This is a genomic window from Rhodoferax sp. TH121 (genome assembly GCF_002251855.1).
Taxonomy (GTDB): Bacteria; Pseudomonadota; Gammaproteobacteria; order Burkholderiales; family Burkholderiaceae_C; genus Allorhodoferax.
In genome coordinates this window covers 853,988-868,982 of sequence record NZ_NOXW01000021.1, presented here as the reverse complement: position 1 = coordinate 868,982, position 14,995 = coordinate 853,988, and the positions used below count along the sequence as shown (strand labels likewise).

Here is a 14,995-nt window from a genome sequence, read left to right as displayed (position 1 = left end):
GCACAATGTTTTTATGAACACCGAGCATCTGATGGGCCTCCACACAGACTCCGACACGCTGCATTTCTTGGAAGATGAGGCAGTCGGCGGGGCTGCCAAGGAGCCGGTGTGGCGTTTGTTGGTGGTGGATGACGAACCGGATGTTCACCGGGCGACAACCTTTGCATTGGCTGGCGTTCGGATTCTGGGTCGGGCATTACATTTTCTGCATGCGTATTCTGCTGCGGAAGCCAGCCAAATTCTCAACGCTGAACGTGATGTTGCTGTAGTGCTGCTCGACGTTGTGATGGAGCGGGAGGATGCAGGCTTAGCGCTGGTGAAGACGATTCGCCAAGACCTGCGCCTCAACGAGCTGAGAATTATTTTGCGAACTGGCCAGCCCGGTTACGCACCAGAGATCGAAACCATCCATGATTTCGATATTAATGACTATAAAACCAAGTCCGAACTAACACGTACCAAGCTCTACGCGACGGTAACTGCGGCACTGCGGGCGTATGAGCAGATTCGGAAATTAGACGAATTGGCTTTTTATGACCGGTTATCTTGTCTGCCTAACCGCAACAAGTTCATTGACCTGAGTGAAGAGCGGCTTAAGAACCAGCCCAAGGCGGACGACGTCATTGCCATTTTGGACATTGACGATTTTTCTGAAATTAATGATGCCTTGGGGCATCAGCAGGGCGATCGCTTGCTGCAGTCGGTCGCAGACCGACTCAAGACAGAACTGGGTAATGAAGTAATTTTGGCACGCATTGGCAGCGACACCTTTGGGCTCATGGGCGAACAGTCCGTGGTAAATCCTTTGCGGGTGTTGGCCATGTTTCGGGAGCCTTTCCAAGTGCAAGACGATTCCATGGTGGTGACAGCCACCATGGGATTGACCAAGCTGTTATCAGACGGTGTATCCGGGCGCGATGCCCTCAAGGATGCCAATATCGCACTCAAGCGTGCCAAAAAAAGCCGTCGTGGCAGTTTTGTTATGTTTTCGAGCGAAATGGGATCGGACATCCGCGAGCGTGTCCGTCTCCTGCAAAGTCTGCGCAGTGCTGTGGAAAGCGAGCGCTTGTTCATCGTCTACCAGCCGCAAATTAACCTCAGCAGTGGCAAGGTAGTGGGTATGGAAGCACTCATACGGTGGCGCAACGAGGATGGAACCTTTGTGCCGCCTGATCGCTTCATCCCGCTTGCTGAAGCTTCCGGCATGATTGTGGCCATTGGCGACTGGGTATTGCGCATGTCTTGCCATGAGTTGGTACGCCTGCAAGCGCTTGGGTTGACCGATTTGCGAATGTCGGTCAACGTCTCTCAAATTCAGTTCCGGCACCCTGAGTTTCTGGAGAAACTCAATGCCGCTTTGTTGGACACGGGAATCCGTCCGAATTGCCTGGAGTTGGAAATAACGGAGTCAGTAGCAATGGAGGATGCCGACTTCATGCTTGAGACACTGAATCTCGTGCGAGAGCTAGGTATTTCCATTGCAATTGACGACTTCGGAACTGGCTATTCATCACTCAGCCAGTTGCGCCAATTGCCGATAGACCGGCTCAAGATCGATCGGGCATTTGTATCTGAGCTACAAAAAGACATGTGCGGTGGGCATATCGCTTCCATGGTGATTGAGCTGGGGCGCAATCTCAATTTGACGGTTATTGCCGAAGGTATAGAAGAGGAGGCTCAAGCGGAAGCCCTGCGCGCCTTGGGCTGCCACGAGGGGCAAGGTTATTTGTATGCCAAGCCTATGACACCGCCACTGCTGAAAGAATGGCTAGTCGCTCGAGGCAGCATCTCCTGAACGCCTTGCTACCGAGCGTATGCACCTAGGTGCAAGCTAGTAGGATTAGGGGATGACACAAGACACCGCTTTTATGCGCCTGGCGCTGGAACAAGCCCAAGAAGCGCGCAAAGTTGGGGAAATACCGGTTGGAGCCATTGTTGTTAAAGAGGGGCGCGTACTGGGTGTTGGTCGCAATATGTCTGTTGCTACACATGACCCAAGCGCACACGCTGAGATCGTAGCTTTGCGTGCCGCTGCACAAACGCTGGGTAATTACCGGCTGGACGGCTGTGAGCTTTACGTCACGCTAGAACCCTGCGCCATGTGTGCTGGCGCGATACTACATGCCCGCATAAGCCGATTGGTATACGGTGCAGCAGACCCCAAGACCGGTGCTGCTGGATCAGTAATGGACCTTTTTGCGAATCCACGGCTGAACCATCACACCCAGGTTTGTGCAAACGTGCTGGCTGACGAATGCTCTGGCACATTGCGCAGTTTTTTTCAGGCCCGACGACAAACCCGGGCAGCACAGGCCCAAGCACTCTCAGATGATGCCTTGCGGACGCCGCTGTCAGTGTTTGCTGACCTGCAGGACTATCCTTTTACTCCCCACTTCTTTATCGATGGAGAAAAATTACATGGTTGGCGCATGCACTACCTCGATGAGGGTTGCGCAGGGGCGGCTTGTGTCGTACTTTGTTTACATGACCTACCAGGGTGGAGTTACCGGTTCAAGGCTTTGATTCCAGCGTTGAAAGCGAAGGGGCTTCGTGCCCTTGTGCCAGATTTGATAGGCTTTGGTGCCAGCGACAAACCCAAGAAGGAAACGGCGCACACCATAGACCTGCATTTGCGGAGTTTACAAATGCTTTTGGCGTCTTTAGGGGCTCCGAAATTGCTGATCGTGGCTGAAGGCAACGCGCTTCACTTGGCGCGCATGCTAGTGCAAAGCAAAGTTGTACGCGTGATCAATGTGGTTCAAGTCACATCCGACCCTGATGTTGCCTCCGACTCTCGTCCGTTTCCAGACAAAGGTTATCAAGCCGGGGGGAAGGCTGCGGCAAGACTGGTTCAGCAAATGGAGCTGGCCTCAGGTAAGCTGGCGCATCCTTTGGATGGCGTCATTCTGAATGGCCCCCCGGACGTGATGGCGGAGCAGATTTTCAGCATCACTTGCGACGGATAATCACCTATGGTGAAAAAACACATTTACATATATTCCCCGTCGGGGGCCGTGCGCGATAAAGCGGCATTCAAACGTGGGGTAAAACGCCTAGCAGCCCTAGGTTACGACGTTGAATTGGACGCCGATGCTTTAAGCAGCCATATGCGTTTTGCGGGTGATGATGACACCCGTTTGGCAGCGATTCACCGAGCTGCGGCAAGTGGCGCAGACATTGCAATGATCTCTCGGGGAGGCTACGGACTCACACGGATTCTGGATGGCATTCGCTATAAGACTATTTCGAAGGCGATTGAGCGCGGTACCCAGTTCGTTGGTATCAGTGACTTCACCGCATTTCAGATGGCGCTCCTTGCCAAAACGGGAGCGGTTACGTGGGCCGGCCCGGCCTTGTGCGAAGGCTTTGGCGTAGGCGGGGCCCCTGATTTGCAACCCGATGACATCATGGAAGACTGTTTTCATGACATGGCCAGCGGGCAGGGGGAAGGTACCGGTTGGCGCCAGAACCAAGCGTGGCCGAGGGCGACGCCTTTAAATGTTCACCATGCCACCGTGTGGGGCGGCAATCTCAGCGTGCTGGCGTCGATGGTCGGAACACCGTATTTCCCCTCTATCAAGAGCGGCATTCTATTTTTAGAGGATGTTGGCGAGCATCCCTATCAGATCGAACGTATGCTGACCCAGCTTTTGCTTGCAGGCATTTTGTCAAGCCAAAAGGCTGTGGTCTTAGGGCAATTCACAGGCTTTACGCTGAATTCGCATGACAAAGGCTTCAAGCTAAACACCGTAGTTGCTTGGCTTCAATCGCGACTAAAGGTGCCCGTGTTGACCAACTTGCCCTATGGGCATGTCCAAACCAAAGTGTTATTGCCTGTGGGTAAGTCAGCAGATTTGGCTGCCGAAGGCAAAGATGTGATGCTGGTTTGGGGGCACTGACGCTACTAGCGACCCAACGGGCTAGTGCGTGCGCTAAGGCTACGAGGTAAGAGGCCGTTGAACATGGCGTTGATATCCGCCAACTGTTTCCTCGCCGTAGCCTCACCATCGAGTGCGGCTATCGCAGCCATTACATCTCCGCGAAGGTACCAGAGGTCCTGCACATCATCAGCATATGTTACACGCAACTGAACAACAGGATATGCCTGTGCTCCTCGCTCACCAAGAATGTCCAGCATGGCATGACGAATGTCATTCAGTGTCCGGGCCGGAAGCCTGGATTCAGTGCCAACGCTACTTTTCAGTAGACTGTTCATCAAATTAGAGGGAGTCCAACGCATATATATTTCTTCTCAAGCCAGTTGCCGTGCGACCATAAGCAAACCTAATGCCATGGGCAATAGGGTGTGATACCGGGTTTGCGAGATATACAACACTGCACATCGAGGAGAACTCCGTCTAAAGTGCGTCGAACATTGATCGGCTATAGCGTTCTTATGGCCAAGCTTAGAGCTTTTGAAGCTTGGTCAAACGACGAATAAGCCTTGAAAAGCAAAGCTGTTTCTTTTTGCAGGCGGGTGGGGTTTCGTCCGCTCTATTTCCTACTCGTTTGCCCTAAACTCAACGACTAGACAAGCACAGGATCAATTGGGAATGGGTGTTCAAGCGACCGTTGTATTTACCGACTTACACGGCAGTACTGCGGTGTTTGAAGCGTTGGGTAATGCACGTGCCACTGAGTCCGTGACCCAGATTACGACTTGGATCACTGTCCAATGTGAAATACATGGTGGACGTCTTGTCAAGACACTCGGTGATGGAGTGATGGTTATTTTTGGGGATCCGGCCCAAGCTGTTGCTGCGGTTGTGGATATCCAGAGACTACATCACAAAAAGACTGTGCGCCTGCAGTCTGGGCTGCGGTTGCCCATACGTATCGGACTGGCCTCGGGTGAGATTGAGATGGTTGCAGATGACTGTTACGGTGACGCTGTTAACGTAGCCTCTAGGTTGTGCGATTTATGTGGGCCGCATCAGATTTGGGCTAGTGCTAATACGCTGGAGACGGTCCAAGAAGTACGAGGTAGTAGTTTTCGGATGTTGGGCCCCATTCATATTCGTGGCCGAGCCGAGCCTTGCAACGTGTTTCAGATTGAGTGGCGCGAGGAAGAGCCGTCGGACTTTTTGACAATGCAGGCACAACTCAGTCCTGAGGATTTGCTTGACTTCGGAGATGCGCTGGGGCGTGAAGTTGTATTGCAATGGATGGATACAGTAAAAAGCTTCAAGTCTTTTGAGTTGCCGATTCACATTGGGCGTGTCAAAAGTGTGGAGTTTGCGGTTAATGATCCCCGGGTGTCACGCACACATGCACGCTTGGAGTGGCGTAACGGTTGCGTTATGTTGGTAGACATGAGCAGCTACGGAAGCTGGGTACGTTTCTCTGAGGCCGGTGGCGCTGACGTGTTGTTACGCAGAGAAGAGTGCGTATTGCATGGCAAAGGAGAATTGGCTTTGGGGGCATCTTTCGCAGATTTGAGTGCTCCGACTGTGACGTTCACGATTAAATAAGTCTTAGACTCTCAGTTTCTTTTATTAACATAATATACATCGTATAAAGTAATATGAGCACAGGAAGACCCCCCGCCGTTCTTGACAAACCCGTTCGGTTGGTAAATATCCATTCAAATAACATTGGCTATTGGAAGTCCAACTGCGAAGCGATTCGCTGTAGCGCAAAGCTCAAAGCTCTTTACCAAGCCCCTTTGGGTCGTCTGGCGCGAATAAAGGCGGCAATTATGGTGGTGGAATCGGTATTCTTGACGCGTTCCGCGAAATCGATGGCCGTCAACCCCAAGTCATTTTTAATAGTTGGATCAGCACCAGCTTCCAGCAGCAACTTGACGGCGGAAGCGTTACCGTACATCGCGGCCATCATCAAAGGGGTTGTGCCATTGGGTGACGCTGCATCGATGTACGCATGCTGGTCTAGCAACAACTGCATAACAGCAATATGGCTCTCCGTTGCAGCGTAGTGCAACGGTGCCCAGCCAGACTTGTTCACGTCAGCGTCTCGCTCAATCAATAGCGCACACACCTCCAAGTAGCCGCGCAATGCAGCCAACATCAAGGGGCTCTCATCTTGCGCGTTGCGCGCCTCGACCTTCAGATCCGGCTGCCGCACAAGCAAAGATGCAACCTTGGGAGCGGGTACTTTCAACGCTGCAATCAGCGCGGGGACACCTTTCGGGTTTGGGGTGTTGGGATCAAACCCGCGCTCGAGGAGTTGGGCGACCACAACAGGATTGTCTGCATCCAGTGCATGAAAAAAATCTTCGTAAGAACCCGCCCTTGCAGGGTTTATTGCAATAAAAACAAGAAGATAGAGTACCTTCTTAAACTGATTTCGCATAAGATTTTGGGCGAAATAAGGTATCAAAATTTGCGCTACTCACATCGGCAATGGTTTGAAGATCGCACGATTTGAGGGTTGCCAGTGTTTGCGCAATATAGGGCACAAATGAGGGATTATTGGTTTTGCCTCGGAACGGAACTGGTGCCAAGTAGGGGCTATCGGTTTCGATCAGCAAACGATCCATGGGTACCAAGGCAGCCACATCTCGAATGGTTTGCGCGCTCTTGAAAGTCAAGATGCCAGAAAACGAGATATAGAAACCCAATTCCAACGCCGCCTTGGCGACCGCCATGTCTTCTGTGAAACAGTGGAAAACGCCGCCAGCGCACCCTGCCCCGCCCATTTCTCCTTGTTCACGCAGGATAGCGAGTGTGTCGTCCGACGCACTTCGGGTGTGGATCACGAGCGGCTTCTGAACTCTCCGTGCTGCCTGGATATGGCGACGAAACCTCTCGCGTTGCCATTCCATATCACCTACCGTACGATCGCCAAGACGGTAATAATCAAGACCAGTCTCACCAATGGCAATCACCTTGGGCAGTGAACCAAGGCGCACCAACTCCGCGACACTCGGTTCCGTCACGCCTTCATTGTCGGGATGAACTCCTGCACTGGCCCAAATGTTCGGATGGGCCAATGCCAATGAATGAACTGCAGGAAATTCCTCAAGCGTAGTGCAGATACAAAGTGCTCTGTGTACCTGAGCCTGGGCCATGGCCACCTGGATGGCGGGCCAATCAGCCACCAACTCTGGAAACGTCAGGTGGCAGTGGGAATCGGTAAACATGGGAATTCTTCTCTCAAAACTGCAGCAGTACTACAGTTGGCCCACTGTATGAGCCTAGTACTACACGGTCTGGGTGGGGCGGTCCGACGCCATGTGGGCACCCAAGATTTCCTCAATCTTGAGTTTGAGTTGACGTGACTTTTCGTCTTTGGGAAACAAAATGCCCACGCCCTGGGTGCGTCCGCCCGAGGCTTTTGGGGGGGTGACCCAAGCCACCTTGCCGGCAACCGGGTAACGCTGCACATCTTCAGGCAAGGACAGCAATACATACACATCGTCGCCCAGCGTGTATTCCCGGGTGGTCGGAATAAACACACCACCTTCGGTAAACATGGGAATATAGGCCGCGTACAGGGCGGCCTTCTCCTTGATGGAGAGCTGGATGACGCTGGGGCGGGCGGTGGCGGGATTGGTGCTCATGGTCGCGGTCTAATGGCCTGAGTTTAGGGCCGATTGGGCTTGCCCGACAAGCGCCTCAGCCATCAGGCCCGCGTTGAAAGGGTGGTCCATGGTTTTCATGGCATTTGACAGGGCCTTGCTCCACTTGCTCAGCACCGGCATGGTGACATGTAGAGTTCCCAAATCTTTGGATTCAAAAAATCGCGGGGGAGCCCCACAGAACTTGGCCATCAGATCGTGACAGAGCTTGTGCTGGGCATCGATGATCTGCGCGGCAGTCCAATCCTTGAGCACAGTCACGTCGCCATGGGCCATGGCGCGCGGAAAGGCCGCCCAAGCCATGGGGTCGCGGCCCGACTCCGCAAAAAGCAGCGCATCGGCCGGGCGTCCCCCCGTAGCACGCAACAAAAACTGGGCACGCCCCGCATCCATTCCCTGGGTTTGCAACCACTGAGCCCCCTCTTCTGTGCTGGGCCACACCATGGTATGGCCTATGCAACGGCTGCGGATGGTGGGCAACAACTGGTGAGCCGATTCGCTGGCCAAAACAAACCGAACATCACCAGCCGGCTCCTCCAAGGTTTTGAGCAAGGCATTGGCGGTAACGGTATTCATGTTCTCTGCAGGAAACACCAAGACCACTTTGCCACGGCCACGGGCACTGGTGCGTTGGGCAAACTCGACTGCGTCGCGCATGGCATCCACCCGGATTTCCTTGCTGGGTTTTCGCTTTTTGTCGTCAATCTCGCCTTGTGCTTTCTCACTCAACGGCCAGCCCATTTCCATCATCGTGGTCTCAGGCATCAGCATGCACAAGTCTGCATGGGTACGTACATCAATAGCGTGGCAGCTGCCGCACTCACCACACGCACCATGTGGGCTGGCACGTTCACACAACCAGGTCCGGGCCAATGCAAGTGCCAAGGCGTATTGCCCCAGGCCAGAAGGCCCCTGCAACAACCATGCATGGCCGCGTTGGCCCAGTAGCGTGTGCAGCTGGGTCTGAATCCAGGGCGCCAGATGATTGTTGATGCCAGACTCGGTCATGTACGCAGCACTCCGCGGGCACACAATGCGGCATGCACATCGTGCCAAACGACTGCCGGCGTCTGGTGTGCGTTGATTCGGGCAAAACGTGCTGGGTCTTCGGCTTGGCGGCGTGCATAACCCGCAGCCACGTTTTCAAAGAAGGCGATTGGTTGGGATTCAAATTTATCGGGCACCCGGGCGCCAGCCAATCGTTCGGCAGCCACTGCTGGCGGCAAATCAAACCAGACGGTGGTGTGCGGCTGCAGGAGTGCGGCGCCAAGGCTTTGCACCCATTGCTCCAGTTGGCGCAGCACCTGCCAGTCAAAGCCCCGCCCGCCCCCTTGGTAAGCAAAAGTGGCATCGGTAAATCGGTCGCACAGCACCACGTCGCCCCGCGCAAGAGCCGGTACGATGACGCGCTGCACGTGATCACGGCGCGCAGCAAACACCAGCAACGCCTCCGTCATGGGGTCCATACTGTCATTGAGCACCATGCTGCGCAGTTGCTCCGCCAGCGGGGTTCCGCCGGGTTCACGGGTCAGGGTTACGGCCTTGCCCTGGTCCCGCAAGGCATCCGCCAGGGCTTGGATATGGGTGGATTTGCCTGCCCCGTCGATGCCTTCAAAACTGATGAAAAGTCCGCTCATGCCGCCCTTGTGCTCGCGTCAAGCCTTATTGGCCGCGCTGGTATTTGTTGACTGCCCTATTGTGCGCGTCCAGAGACTCGCTGAACTCACTGCTGCCGTCTCCGCGTGCCACAAAATACAGCGCCTTGCTGGCCGCAGGCTGCACTGCAGCCAATAGCGCCGCCTTGCCTGGCATCGAAATGGGACTAGGAGGAAGGCCCTCGCGGGTGTAGGTGTTGTAAGGTGTGTCGGCCAGCAAGTCCGCGCGACGCAAATTGCCATCAAAGGCCGATCCCAAACCATAGATCACGGTGGGGTCGGTCTGCAAGCGCATGCCAATCAGCAGACGGTTGTTAAAAACCGCGGCAATCAGGGCTTGGTCGCTAGCTTTGCCTGTTTCCTTTTCGATGATGCTGGCCAGCACCAGAGCGTCTTCGGGGGTTTTGAGTGGGATTTGTGGGTTGCGCAGAGACCAGGCAGCGTCGAGCTGCTGGTCCATGGCACGCAGCGCGCGCTGTAACAAGGCCAAATCGCTTGAGCCCTTGGCATAAGTATACGTATCGGGGAAAAACCGCCCCTCAGGATGGACCCCGGTGCGACCCAGCTGAGCCATCAGCGCTTGGTCGGACAACCCCGCACTCTCCGCGTGCAAATGTGGGGCCTTGCGCAAGGCGTCACGCACTTGCCCAAAGTTCCAGCCTTCCACCAGCGTCACGCTGCGCAGGGCTTGGTCTCCATCAACCAGCTTGCGCAACAGGCTGTGGGGGGTACTGCCGGCTTCTATTTCATAACTGCCCGCCTTGATCGCGCGTGATTGGCCTGACAGGCGGAACCACCAGAAGAGCAGGCTTGAGGGCGTCTGCACACCGGCTTGGGTTACCGTGCTGGCGACATGGCGGGCACTGGCACCTGGTGGAATCACCACGTCCACAACCGGCGTGTTAAGCGTGAGCGGCGACTGCACCCAAACATAGCCTGCCCCCAGCATCCCCAAAGCGGCGAGTAGCACCGCAGCAAAAAACAAGCGCACAGCCCTACTTCCCGTCCGTCATCAAAAGCGGAATGATAATTCAGCCATGAGTACCCAGCCCTCTTCTCCTGCTGCCGTTGGCACCCTGCATGGTGTGGCCCTTCTGAGCCATCTGGGCGTGATCCAGATTGAAGGCGAAGACGCCGCCAAATTTATCCACGGTCAGCTGACACATGACTTTGCGCTGCTGGACCTGAACAATGCCCGCTTGGCTGCCTTTTGTTCAGCCAAGGGCCGTATGCAGGCCAGTTTCATCGGTTTCAAACGCCCTACGGGTGAGATTCTTTTGGTGTGCAGCATGGACTTGCTCGCTCTAACGCTCAAGCGCCTATCCATGTTTGTGATGCGCGCAAAGGCCAAGCTCAGCGACGCCACTGATCGGTATTCCATCTGCGGTCTGTCCGGAGATGCTACAAAAAACGTAGCTATTCACGCAGATTCTGTATGGTCAAAAGCCGATTTGGACACCGAATCTGTGATTCAGCTTTATCCAGCAGACGGAACCCCACGGCAACTGTGGATCGCTCCGGTGGGAACCCCAGCTCCGCAGGGGGCTCCCATGGCGCTAGACACATGGCTGTGGGGCGAGGTTCGCAGCGGGGTGGCAACGCTGAATCAAGCAGTGTTTGAAGCCTTTGTGCCGCAGATGCTGAATTACGAATCGGTGGGTGGTGTGAACTTCAAGAAAGGCTGCTACCCAGGCCAAGAGGTGGTCGCACGCAGCCAGTTCCGCGGCACGCTCAAGCGCCGGGCATTTGTGGTGCACAGCCAGGGAATGCTGCAGGCCGGTCAGGAAATCTTCACCCCTGCGGACGCCACCCAGCCGGTTGGTACCGTAGTACAAGCTGCCATGGCCCCTGGTGGCGGTATGGACGCCATCGTCTCCTTGCAACTCTCGGCACTGGAAGCCGGACCCTTGTTGGCTGCAGATTCGACTCTGCAGGTCTTGCCTCTGCCCTACCCTCTGCTGGACGACATTTAAACCTTCTTTTTCTGTCCGCCAGGGCTCCGGGGACTGCCGGCTGGATTCATAATGAAGGGGCCAAATAATGCGTCGGGAAGGGAATGTCTGCTTATGTCAACGCCGCTTAGCAAAGAAGAAGCATTTGCCCGCCTGGGCGCCATCACCCGGGAAATGCACGAAGCATTGACGGTGCTGGGTGGGAACCAGTTGAGCACCATCGTCGAGGAAATCCCGAACGCCCGAGACCGTTTGGCCTATGTCGGCAAGATGACCGAAGACGCGGCCAACAAGGTTCTGACCCTGGTGGAAACCGCCAAACCCGAATGTGATGACCTAGCCACCCGTGGTGTGCAGTTGGGGGAATCCCTGGCCCGCTTGGCTGCGGCCCCAGACATGAGCGTGGACAAAGCCCGCGGCCTGATGGTGGTTTGCGGCAAGTTCGCCCAAAGCACCGCCAAGTTTGCCGAGGGTCAGGGCGCTGTGCTCAGCGACATCATGATGGCTCAGGACTTTCAGGACTTGTCAGGCCAAGTGATCAAAAAGGTGATCGACATCATCACCCGCACTGAAATGCAGCTCGTGCAGTTGCTCGTCGACAGCTCCCCCACGACGCCCGCGTCGCTTGCCAAATCCGAAAATGCGGAGCCGGTGACCGTGGACAACCATGTGCTAGAAGGCCCACAAACCGCTGAAAGCGCCCTCAAGCAGGATGACGTGGACGATTTGCTGGCGTCGCTGGGTTTCTAGCGTTCAGCTCAAGGCCCGCACCATTTCTTGGTGTGCAATTCCGGCCTCTTCAAACACCGGGCCTCGCGGTACAAAACCTTCTTTGGCATAAAAACCCTCTGCACTGCATTGGGCATGCAGCATGACTTCGCTGTCCCCTCGCGCTTGGGCTTGCGCCATCAGTGCGCGCAGTACCTGCAAACCTAAACCTGTCCCTCGCAGTACGCGGTGGGTTGCCATTCGCCCGATGCGGGCCACCCCAGGTGCATGCACCAGCATGCGGCCACCGGCAACGACTTGTCCCACGGCATTGGGCACTACCGCGTGGACGGCCTCGGGGTCCGCTTCATCCACGACCAGGTGTTCGGCAATCCCTTGCTCCTCCACAAATACCGCGCGGCGCAAGGGCGTGATGCGCGCCGCCCAAGTGTTCCAGTCGCCCACAAGGCACTGGGTCAACGCAAGCCCGGATGTTTGTGCCGCAAACGCCTGGCGCAAGGCCTCGGGCACGGGGCGCGAGGTCTGACTGGCTGGATCAGCAAACACATACAGCAGCTCGCCCGAAACCAAGAGCGCGACACCCCGAAAAATGCCAGCCTCAATCACAATGGACGACCTGCCGACCCGCGCGCAACGCAAACCAATGTGCAGCTGATCATCGTAGTGGGCCGAGGCGTGGTACTCCAGCGTGGCCTTCTTCACATACAGGTCACCGCCCAGCAGGGCCATGCTCTCCTGGTAAGGCAGGGCTAATGCGCGCCAGTAATCGCCCATGGCCGTGTCCAGGTACATCAGGTAGTGGGCGTTGAATACGATCTGCTGCATATCCACTTCAGCCCAGCGCACCCGCAGAGGATGAAAGAAGCGAAAGTCAGCGCGTTGCAGTGCCATGGGGTACCTCAGCAAATGGAAAAAGCTTGGCGCAGTGCGCGCGCTGCATCGGCATGGGCGGTCGCGGCCTCGGGGATGGCGCGGCCCATCTTGATAAATTCATGCACCATGCCACGGTAAATCTCGAGATCCACTGCGACGCCAGCCATGCGCAGGCGATCGGCGTAGGCGACACCCTCATCGACCAGCGGGTCGCATTCCGCCAGACCTATCCAGGCAGGGGCCACACCGCCCAGATCCACCTCATATCCATCAGGGCCTTTGCCATCCAAGGGCGCAAAGCGCCAATCATCGCGATCGGCCGCGCTGCGGATGTACTGTTCAAAAAAATACGTGATGTGGGGCTCCTCAATCACAAAGCCCGTCGCAAAAGTACGGTGCGAGGGCGTGTTCTGGTGCCCCGCACAGCCAGGGTAGAAGAGCAGCTGCAGGGCCAGCGGTACGCCTACGTTGCGCGCCTCGATGGCGCATGCCGCGGCCAAGGTGCCGCCTGCGCTGTCGCCACCGAGAGCCATACGGGTGGATTCCAGCTGACGGGCAGCCCCCTCGCGCACGACCCACTGCACCACATCCCATGCATCGTTGTGGGCCGTGGGAAACTTGCTGTCGGGGGCCAACCGGTAGTCCACCGAAAGAACTGCACAGTGACCCAGGTGGGCGAGGCGCCGGCACAGGCCATCATGGGTGGCGATGCCGCCTACCGTAAAGCCACCGCCATGGAAGTACACCAATACCGGTAAGGGGCCTGCGGCAGGCGCGTAGTGGCGCACAGGAATGGCAAAGCCATCACGCGCCATGACGGTAAAGTCCTCCACCCGCGGCAGCTTCTGGGTGGGTAGTTCCAACACATTGGCGCCAGCGGCGTAGGCCGCACGGGCCTGGTCGGCACTCAGGGCGTGCATGGGTACATGGCCCGCACGGGCAATGCGGTCCACCACGCTGCGCATCGCGGGGGTCAACAGGGCACGCGGATGGGCGTGGCGGTCATGGTGGTGACTCATGGAAACTTGGCTTCTTGCTACAGTGTTTTTTTCAATCCTACACGCGGAGCCGCATGTCCCTCATTTACTACGTGACCCAGATCCAGTTCGAATGTGGTGCAGTTCGCCTGCTCCAACAAGAATGCGAACGCGTAGGCATCAGCCGCCCGCTTATCGTGACCGACGCGGGAGTGAAAGCGGCTGGCATTTTGCAAAAGGCGCTGGATGCCCTGCCCGGCCTGCCGGTCGCAGTGTTCGACCAGACCCCATCCAACCCCACCGAGGCTGCCGTGCGCGCTGCAGCGGCCGTGTACCGGGCCCAAAGCTGCGACGGGCTGATTGCCGTAGGCGGGGGCTCCGCCATCGACTGCGCAAAAGGCGTGGCCATTGCCGCTACGCACGAAGGCCCGCTGACCCAATACGCCACCATCGAAGGCGGCTCGGCGCGCATCTCTGAGCGCGTGGCGCCCATCATCGCAGTACCCACCACCAGTGGCACGGGCAGCGAGGTTGCACGCGGCGCCATCCTCATCGTAGACGACCACCGCAAACTGGGCTTCCACAGCTGGCATCTGGTCCCCAAGACCGCCATTTGCGACCCCGAACTCACTCTGGGCCTGCCGCCCAAACTGACCGCCGCCACTGGTATGGATGCCATAGCACACTGCATGGAAACCTTCATGGCGCCCGCCTTCAACCCGCCCGCCGACGGTATTGCACTGGACGGGCTGGAGCGCGCCTGGACCCACATTGCCCGCGCCACCGACAACGGCAGTGATGTGGAGGCCCGGACCCAGCTCATGAGCGCCAGCATGCAAGGCGCCATGGCCTTTCAGAAAGGGCTGGGCTGCGTGCACAGCTTGAGCCACAGCTTGGGCGGCGTGGACCCGCGCCTGCACCACGGCACGCTCAATGCGATGTTTTTGCCCGCCGTTGTTTCTTTCAATGCGCAGGCCGAATCGGTGCAAAAAGACAAACGTCTGCAGCGTATGGCCCACGCCATGGGTCTGGCTTCGGCCAGTGACATCGGGGATGCCATCAAAGACATGAATGCCCGCTTGGGCCTGCCCAACGGGCTGGCCGCCATGGGCGTGCAGGAGTCGCAATTCGACCAGATCATCACCGGTGCCCTGGCCGACCACTGTCACAAGACAAACCCCCGCATCGCCACGGCAGACGAGTACCGCGAACTCTTGCGCACCTCCCTCTAAGCACACCGTTGCAAGGGGATGCGTGACCCTACTCCCC

The 14,995-nt window shown here is 56.8% G+C and carries 15 protein-coding genes; 7 read left to right on the top strand and 8 right to left on the bottom strand.

What is annotated here, in order from left to right; all coding sequences use genetic code 11:
* Window positions 1-13 precede the first annotated feature (13 nt).
* The 4 genes from CHU94_RS14100 to CHU94_RS14080 all read left to right on the top strand — a co-directional run bounded on the left by CHU94_RS14100 (window position 14) and on the right by CHU94_RS14080 (window position 5,471).
* The gene (locus tag CHU94_RS14100; RefSeq protein ID WP_255033959.1) at window positions 14-1,795 is read left to right on the top strand and encodes a bifunctional diguanylate cyclase/phosphodiesterase; all 1,782 of its coding nucleotides are present in this window, start codon (window positions 14-16) and stop codon (window positions 1,793-1,795) included.
* Between the two features lie 52 nt (window positions 1,796-1,847).
* On the top strand, window positions 1,848-2,966 hold the full coding sequence (gene tadA / locus CHU94_RS14095) for a tRNA adenosine(34) deaminase TadA (RefSeq protein ID WP_094480866.1): 1,119 nt from the start codon (window positions 1,848-1,850) through the stop codon (window positions 2,964-2,966).
* Window positions 2,967-2,972: 6 nt separating this feature from the next.
* Window positions 2,973-3,899, top strand: coding sequence for an LD-carboxypeptidase (locus tag CHU94_RS14090; protein ID WP_094480864.1), 927 nt, complete (start codon window positions 2,973-2,975; stop codon window positions 3,897-3,899).
* 654 nt (window positions 3,900-4,553) lie between these two features.
* Window positions 4,554-5,471 (top strand): adenylate/guanylate cyclase domain-containing protein, encoded by a 918-nt coding sequence (locus tag CHU94_RS14080; protein WP_094480860.1) that lies wholly within the window; start codon window positions 4,554-4,556, stop codon window positions 5,469-5,471.
* Between the two features lie 181 nt (window positions 5,472-5,652).
* Here CHU94_RS14080 and CHU94_RS14075 read toward each other — a convergent pair whose 3' ends face one another.
* Genes CHU94_RS14075 through mltG form a run of 6 tightly spaced genes read right to left on the bottom strand, consistent with a single transcriptional unit; the run spans window position 5,653 to window position 10,144 of the window.
* Entirely contained in the window at window positions 5,653-6,312 is a 660-nt protein-coding gene (locus CHU94_RS14075) for an ankyrin repeat domain-containing protein (RefSeq protein ID WP_094480858.1), read from the bottom strand.
* Entirely contained in the window at window positions 6,296-7,102 is an 807-nt protein-coding gene (locus tag CHU94_RS14070) for a TatD family hydrolase (RefSeq protein ID WP_094480856.1), read from the bottom strand. The genes CHU94_RS14075 and CHU94_RS14070 overlap by 17 nt, the downstream gene beginning before the upstream one ends.
* Window positions 7,103-7,162: 60 nt before the next feature.
* Complete coding sequence (locus tag CHU94_RS14065) at window positions 7,163-7,522, bottom strand: PilZ domain-containing protein (RefSeq protein WP_094480854.1); 360 nt, start codon at window positions 7,520-7,522, stop codon at window positions 7,163-7,165.
* Window positions 7,523-7,531: 9 nt separating this feature from the next.
* Entirely contained in the window at window positions 7,532-8,548 is a 1,017-nt protein-coding gene (locus tag CHU94_RS14060; RefSeq protein ID WP_094480852.1) for a DNA polymerase III subunit delta', read from the bottom strand.
* Window positions 8,545-9,177 (bottom strand): dTMP kinase, encoded by a 633-nt coding sequence (gene tmk / locus CHU94_RS14055; RefSeq protein WP_094480850.1) that lies wholly within the window; start codon window positions 9,175-9,177, stop codon window positions 8,545-8,547. Before tmk ends, CHU94_RS14060 begins: the two co-directional genes overlap by 4 nt.
* 25 nt (window positions 9,178-9,202) lie before the next feature.
* Window positions 9,203-10,144 carry an endolytic transglycosylase MltG gene (gene mltG / locus CHU94_RS14050; protein ID WP_094481124.1) on the bottom strand — a complete coding sequence of 314 codons (942 nt, stop codon included), beginning with the start codon at window positions 10,142-10,144 and terminating at the stop codon, window positions 9,203-9,205.
* An 88-nt stretch (window positions 10,145-10,232) separates the two neighbouring features.
* Between mltG and CHU94_RS14045 the strand changes: the two genes are divergently transcribed.
* Window positions 10,233-11,168: a folate-binding protein YgfZ gene (locus CHU94_RS14045; protein WP_094480848.1), complete on the top strand. Its 936-nt coding sequence runs from the start codon at window positions 10,233-10,235 to the stop codon at window positions 11,166-11,168.
* Between the two features lie 93 nt (window positions 11,169-11,261).
* Complete coding sequence (locus CHU94_RS14040) at window positions 11,262-11,897, top strand: protein phosphatase CheZ (protein WP_176452036.1); 636 nt, start codon at window positions 11,262-11,264, stop codon at window positions 11,895-11,897.
* Window positions 11,898-11,900: 3 nt separating this feature from the next.
* Here the strand turns inward: CHU94_RS14040 and CHU94_RS14035 are convergent, their stop codons facing one another.
* Together CHU94_RS14035 and CHU94_RS14030 are read right to left on the bottom strand one after the other, a co-directional pair.
* On the bottom strand, window positions 11,901-12,761 hold the full coding sequence (locus CHU94_RS14035; protein WP_094481122.1) for a YbgC/FadM family acyl-CoA thioesterase: 861 nt from the start codon (window positions 12,759-12,761) through the stop codon (window positions 11,901-11,903).
* A gap of 14 nt (window positions 12,762-12,775) precedes the next feature.
* A complete protein-coding gene (locus CHU94_RS14030) occupies window positions 12,776-13,768 on the bottom strand; it encodes an alpha/beta hydrolase (RefSeq protein ID WP_094480844.1) in 993 nt (330 codons plus the stop codon).
* 53 nt (window positions 13,769-13,821) lie between these two features.
* Here CHU94_RS14030 and CHU94_RS14025 point away from each other — a divergent pair, with 53 nt between their 5' ends.
* Window positions 13,822-14,958, top strand: coding sequence for an iron-containing alcohol dehydrogenase (locus CHU94_RS14025; protein ID WP_094480842.1), 1,137 nt, complete (start codon window positions 13,822-13,824; stop codon window positions 14,956-14,958).
* Window positions 14,959-14,995: the final 37 nt, after the last annotated feature.

What these genes read in the sequence shown, in the direction of transcription:
- mltG (WP_094481124.1), bottom strand. Translation starts at nt 10,144, where the DNA reads ATGCTGGGGGCAGGCTATGTTTGGGTGCAGTCGCCGCTCACGCTTAAC.
- CHU94_RS14090 (WP_094480864.1), top strand. Translation starts at nt 2,973, where the DNA reads ATGGTGAAAAAACACATTTACATATATTCCCCGTCGGGGGCCGTGCGC.
- CHU94_RS14075 (WP_094480858.1), bottom strand. Translation starts at nt 6,312, where the DNA reads ATGCGAAATCAGTTTAAGAAGGTACTCTATCTTCTTGTTTTTATTGCA.
- CHU94_RS14080 (WP_094480860.1), top strand. Translation starts at nt 4,554, where the DNA reads ATGGGTGTTCAAGCGACCGTTGTATTTACCGACTTACACGGCAGTACT.
- CHU94_RS14025 (WP_094480842.1), top strand. Translation starts at nt 13,822, where the DNA reads ATGTCCCTCATTTACTACGTGACCCAGATCCAGTTCGAATGTGGTGCA.
- CHU94_RS14060 (WP_094480852.1), bottom strand. Translation starts at nt 8,548, where the DNA reads ATGACCGAGTCTGGCATCAACAATCATCTGGCGCCCTGGATTCAGACC.
- CHU94_RS14070 (WP_094480856.1), bottom strand. Translation starts at nt 7,102, where the DNA reads ATGTTTACCGATTCCCACTGCCACCTGACGTTTCCAGAGTTGGTGGCT.
- CHU94_RS14045 (WP_094480848.1), top strand. Translation starts at nt 10,233, where the DNA reads ATGAGTACCCAGCCCTCTTCTCCTGCTGCCGTTGGCACCCTGCATGGT.
- CHU94_RS14030 (WP_094480844.1), bottom strand. Translation starts at nt 13,768, where the DNA reads ATGAGTCACCACCATGACCGCCACGCCCATCCGCGTGCCCTGTTGACC.
- CHU94_RS14100 (WP_255033959.1), top strand. Translation starts at nt 14, where the DNA reads ATGAACACCGAGCATCTGATGGGCCTCCACACAGACTCCGACACGCTG.
- tmk (WP_094480850.1), bottom strand. Translation starts at nt 9,177, where the DNA reads ATGAGCGGACTTTTCATCAGTTTTGAAGGCATCGACGGGGCAGGCAAA.
- CHU94_RS14040 (WP_176452036.1), top strand. Translation starts at nt 11,262, where the DNA reads ATGTCAACGCCGCTTAGCAAAGAAGAAGCATTTGCCCGCCTGGGCGCC.
- tadA (WP_094480866.1), top strand. Translation starts at nt 1,848, where the DNA reads ATGACACAAGACACCGCTTTTATGCGCCTGGCGCTGGAACAAGCCCAA.
- CHU94_RS14065 (WP_094480854.1), bottom strand. Translation starts at nt 7,522, where the DNA reads ATGAGCACCAATCCCGCCACCGCCCGCCCCAGCGTCATCCAGCTCTCC.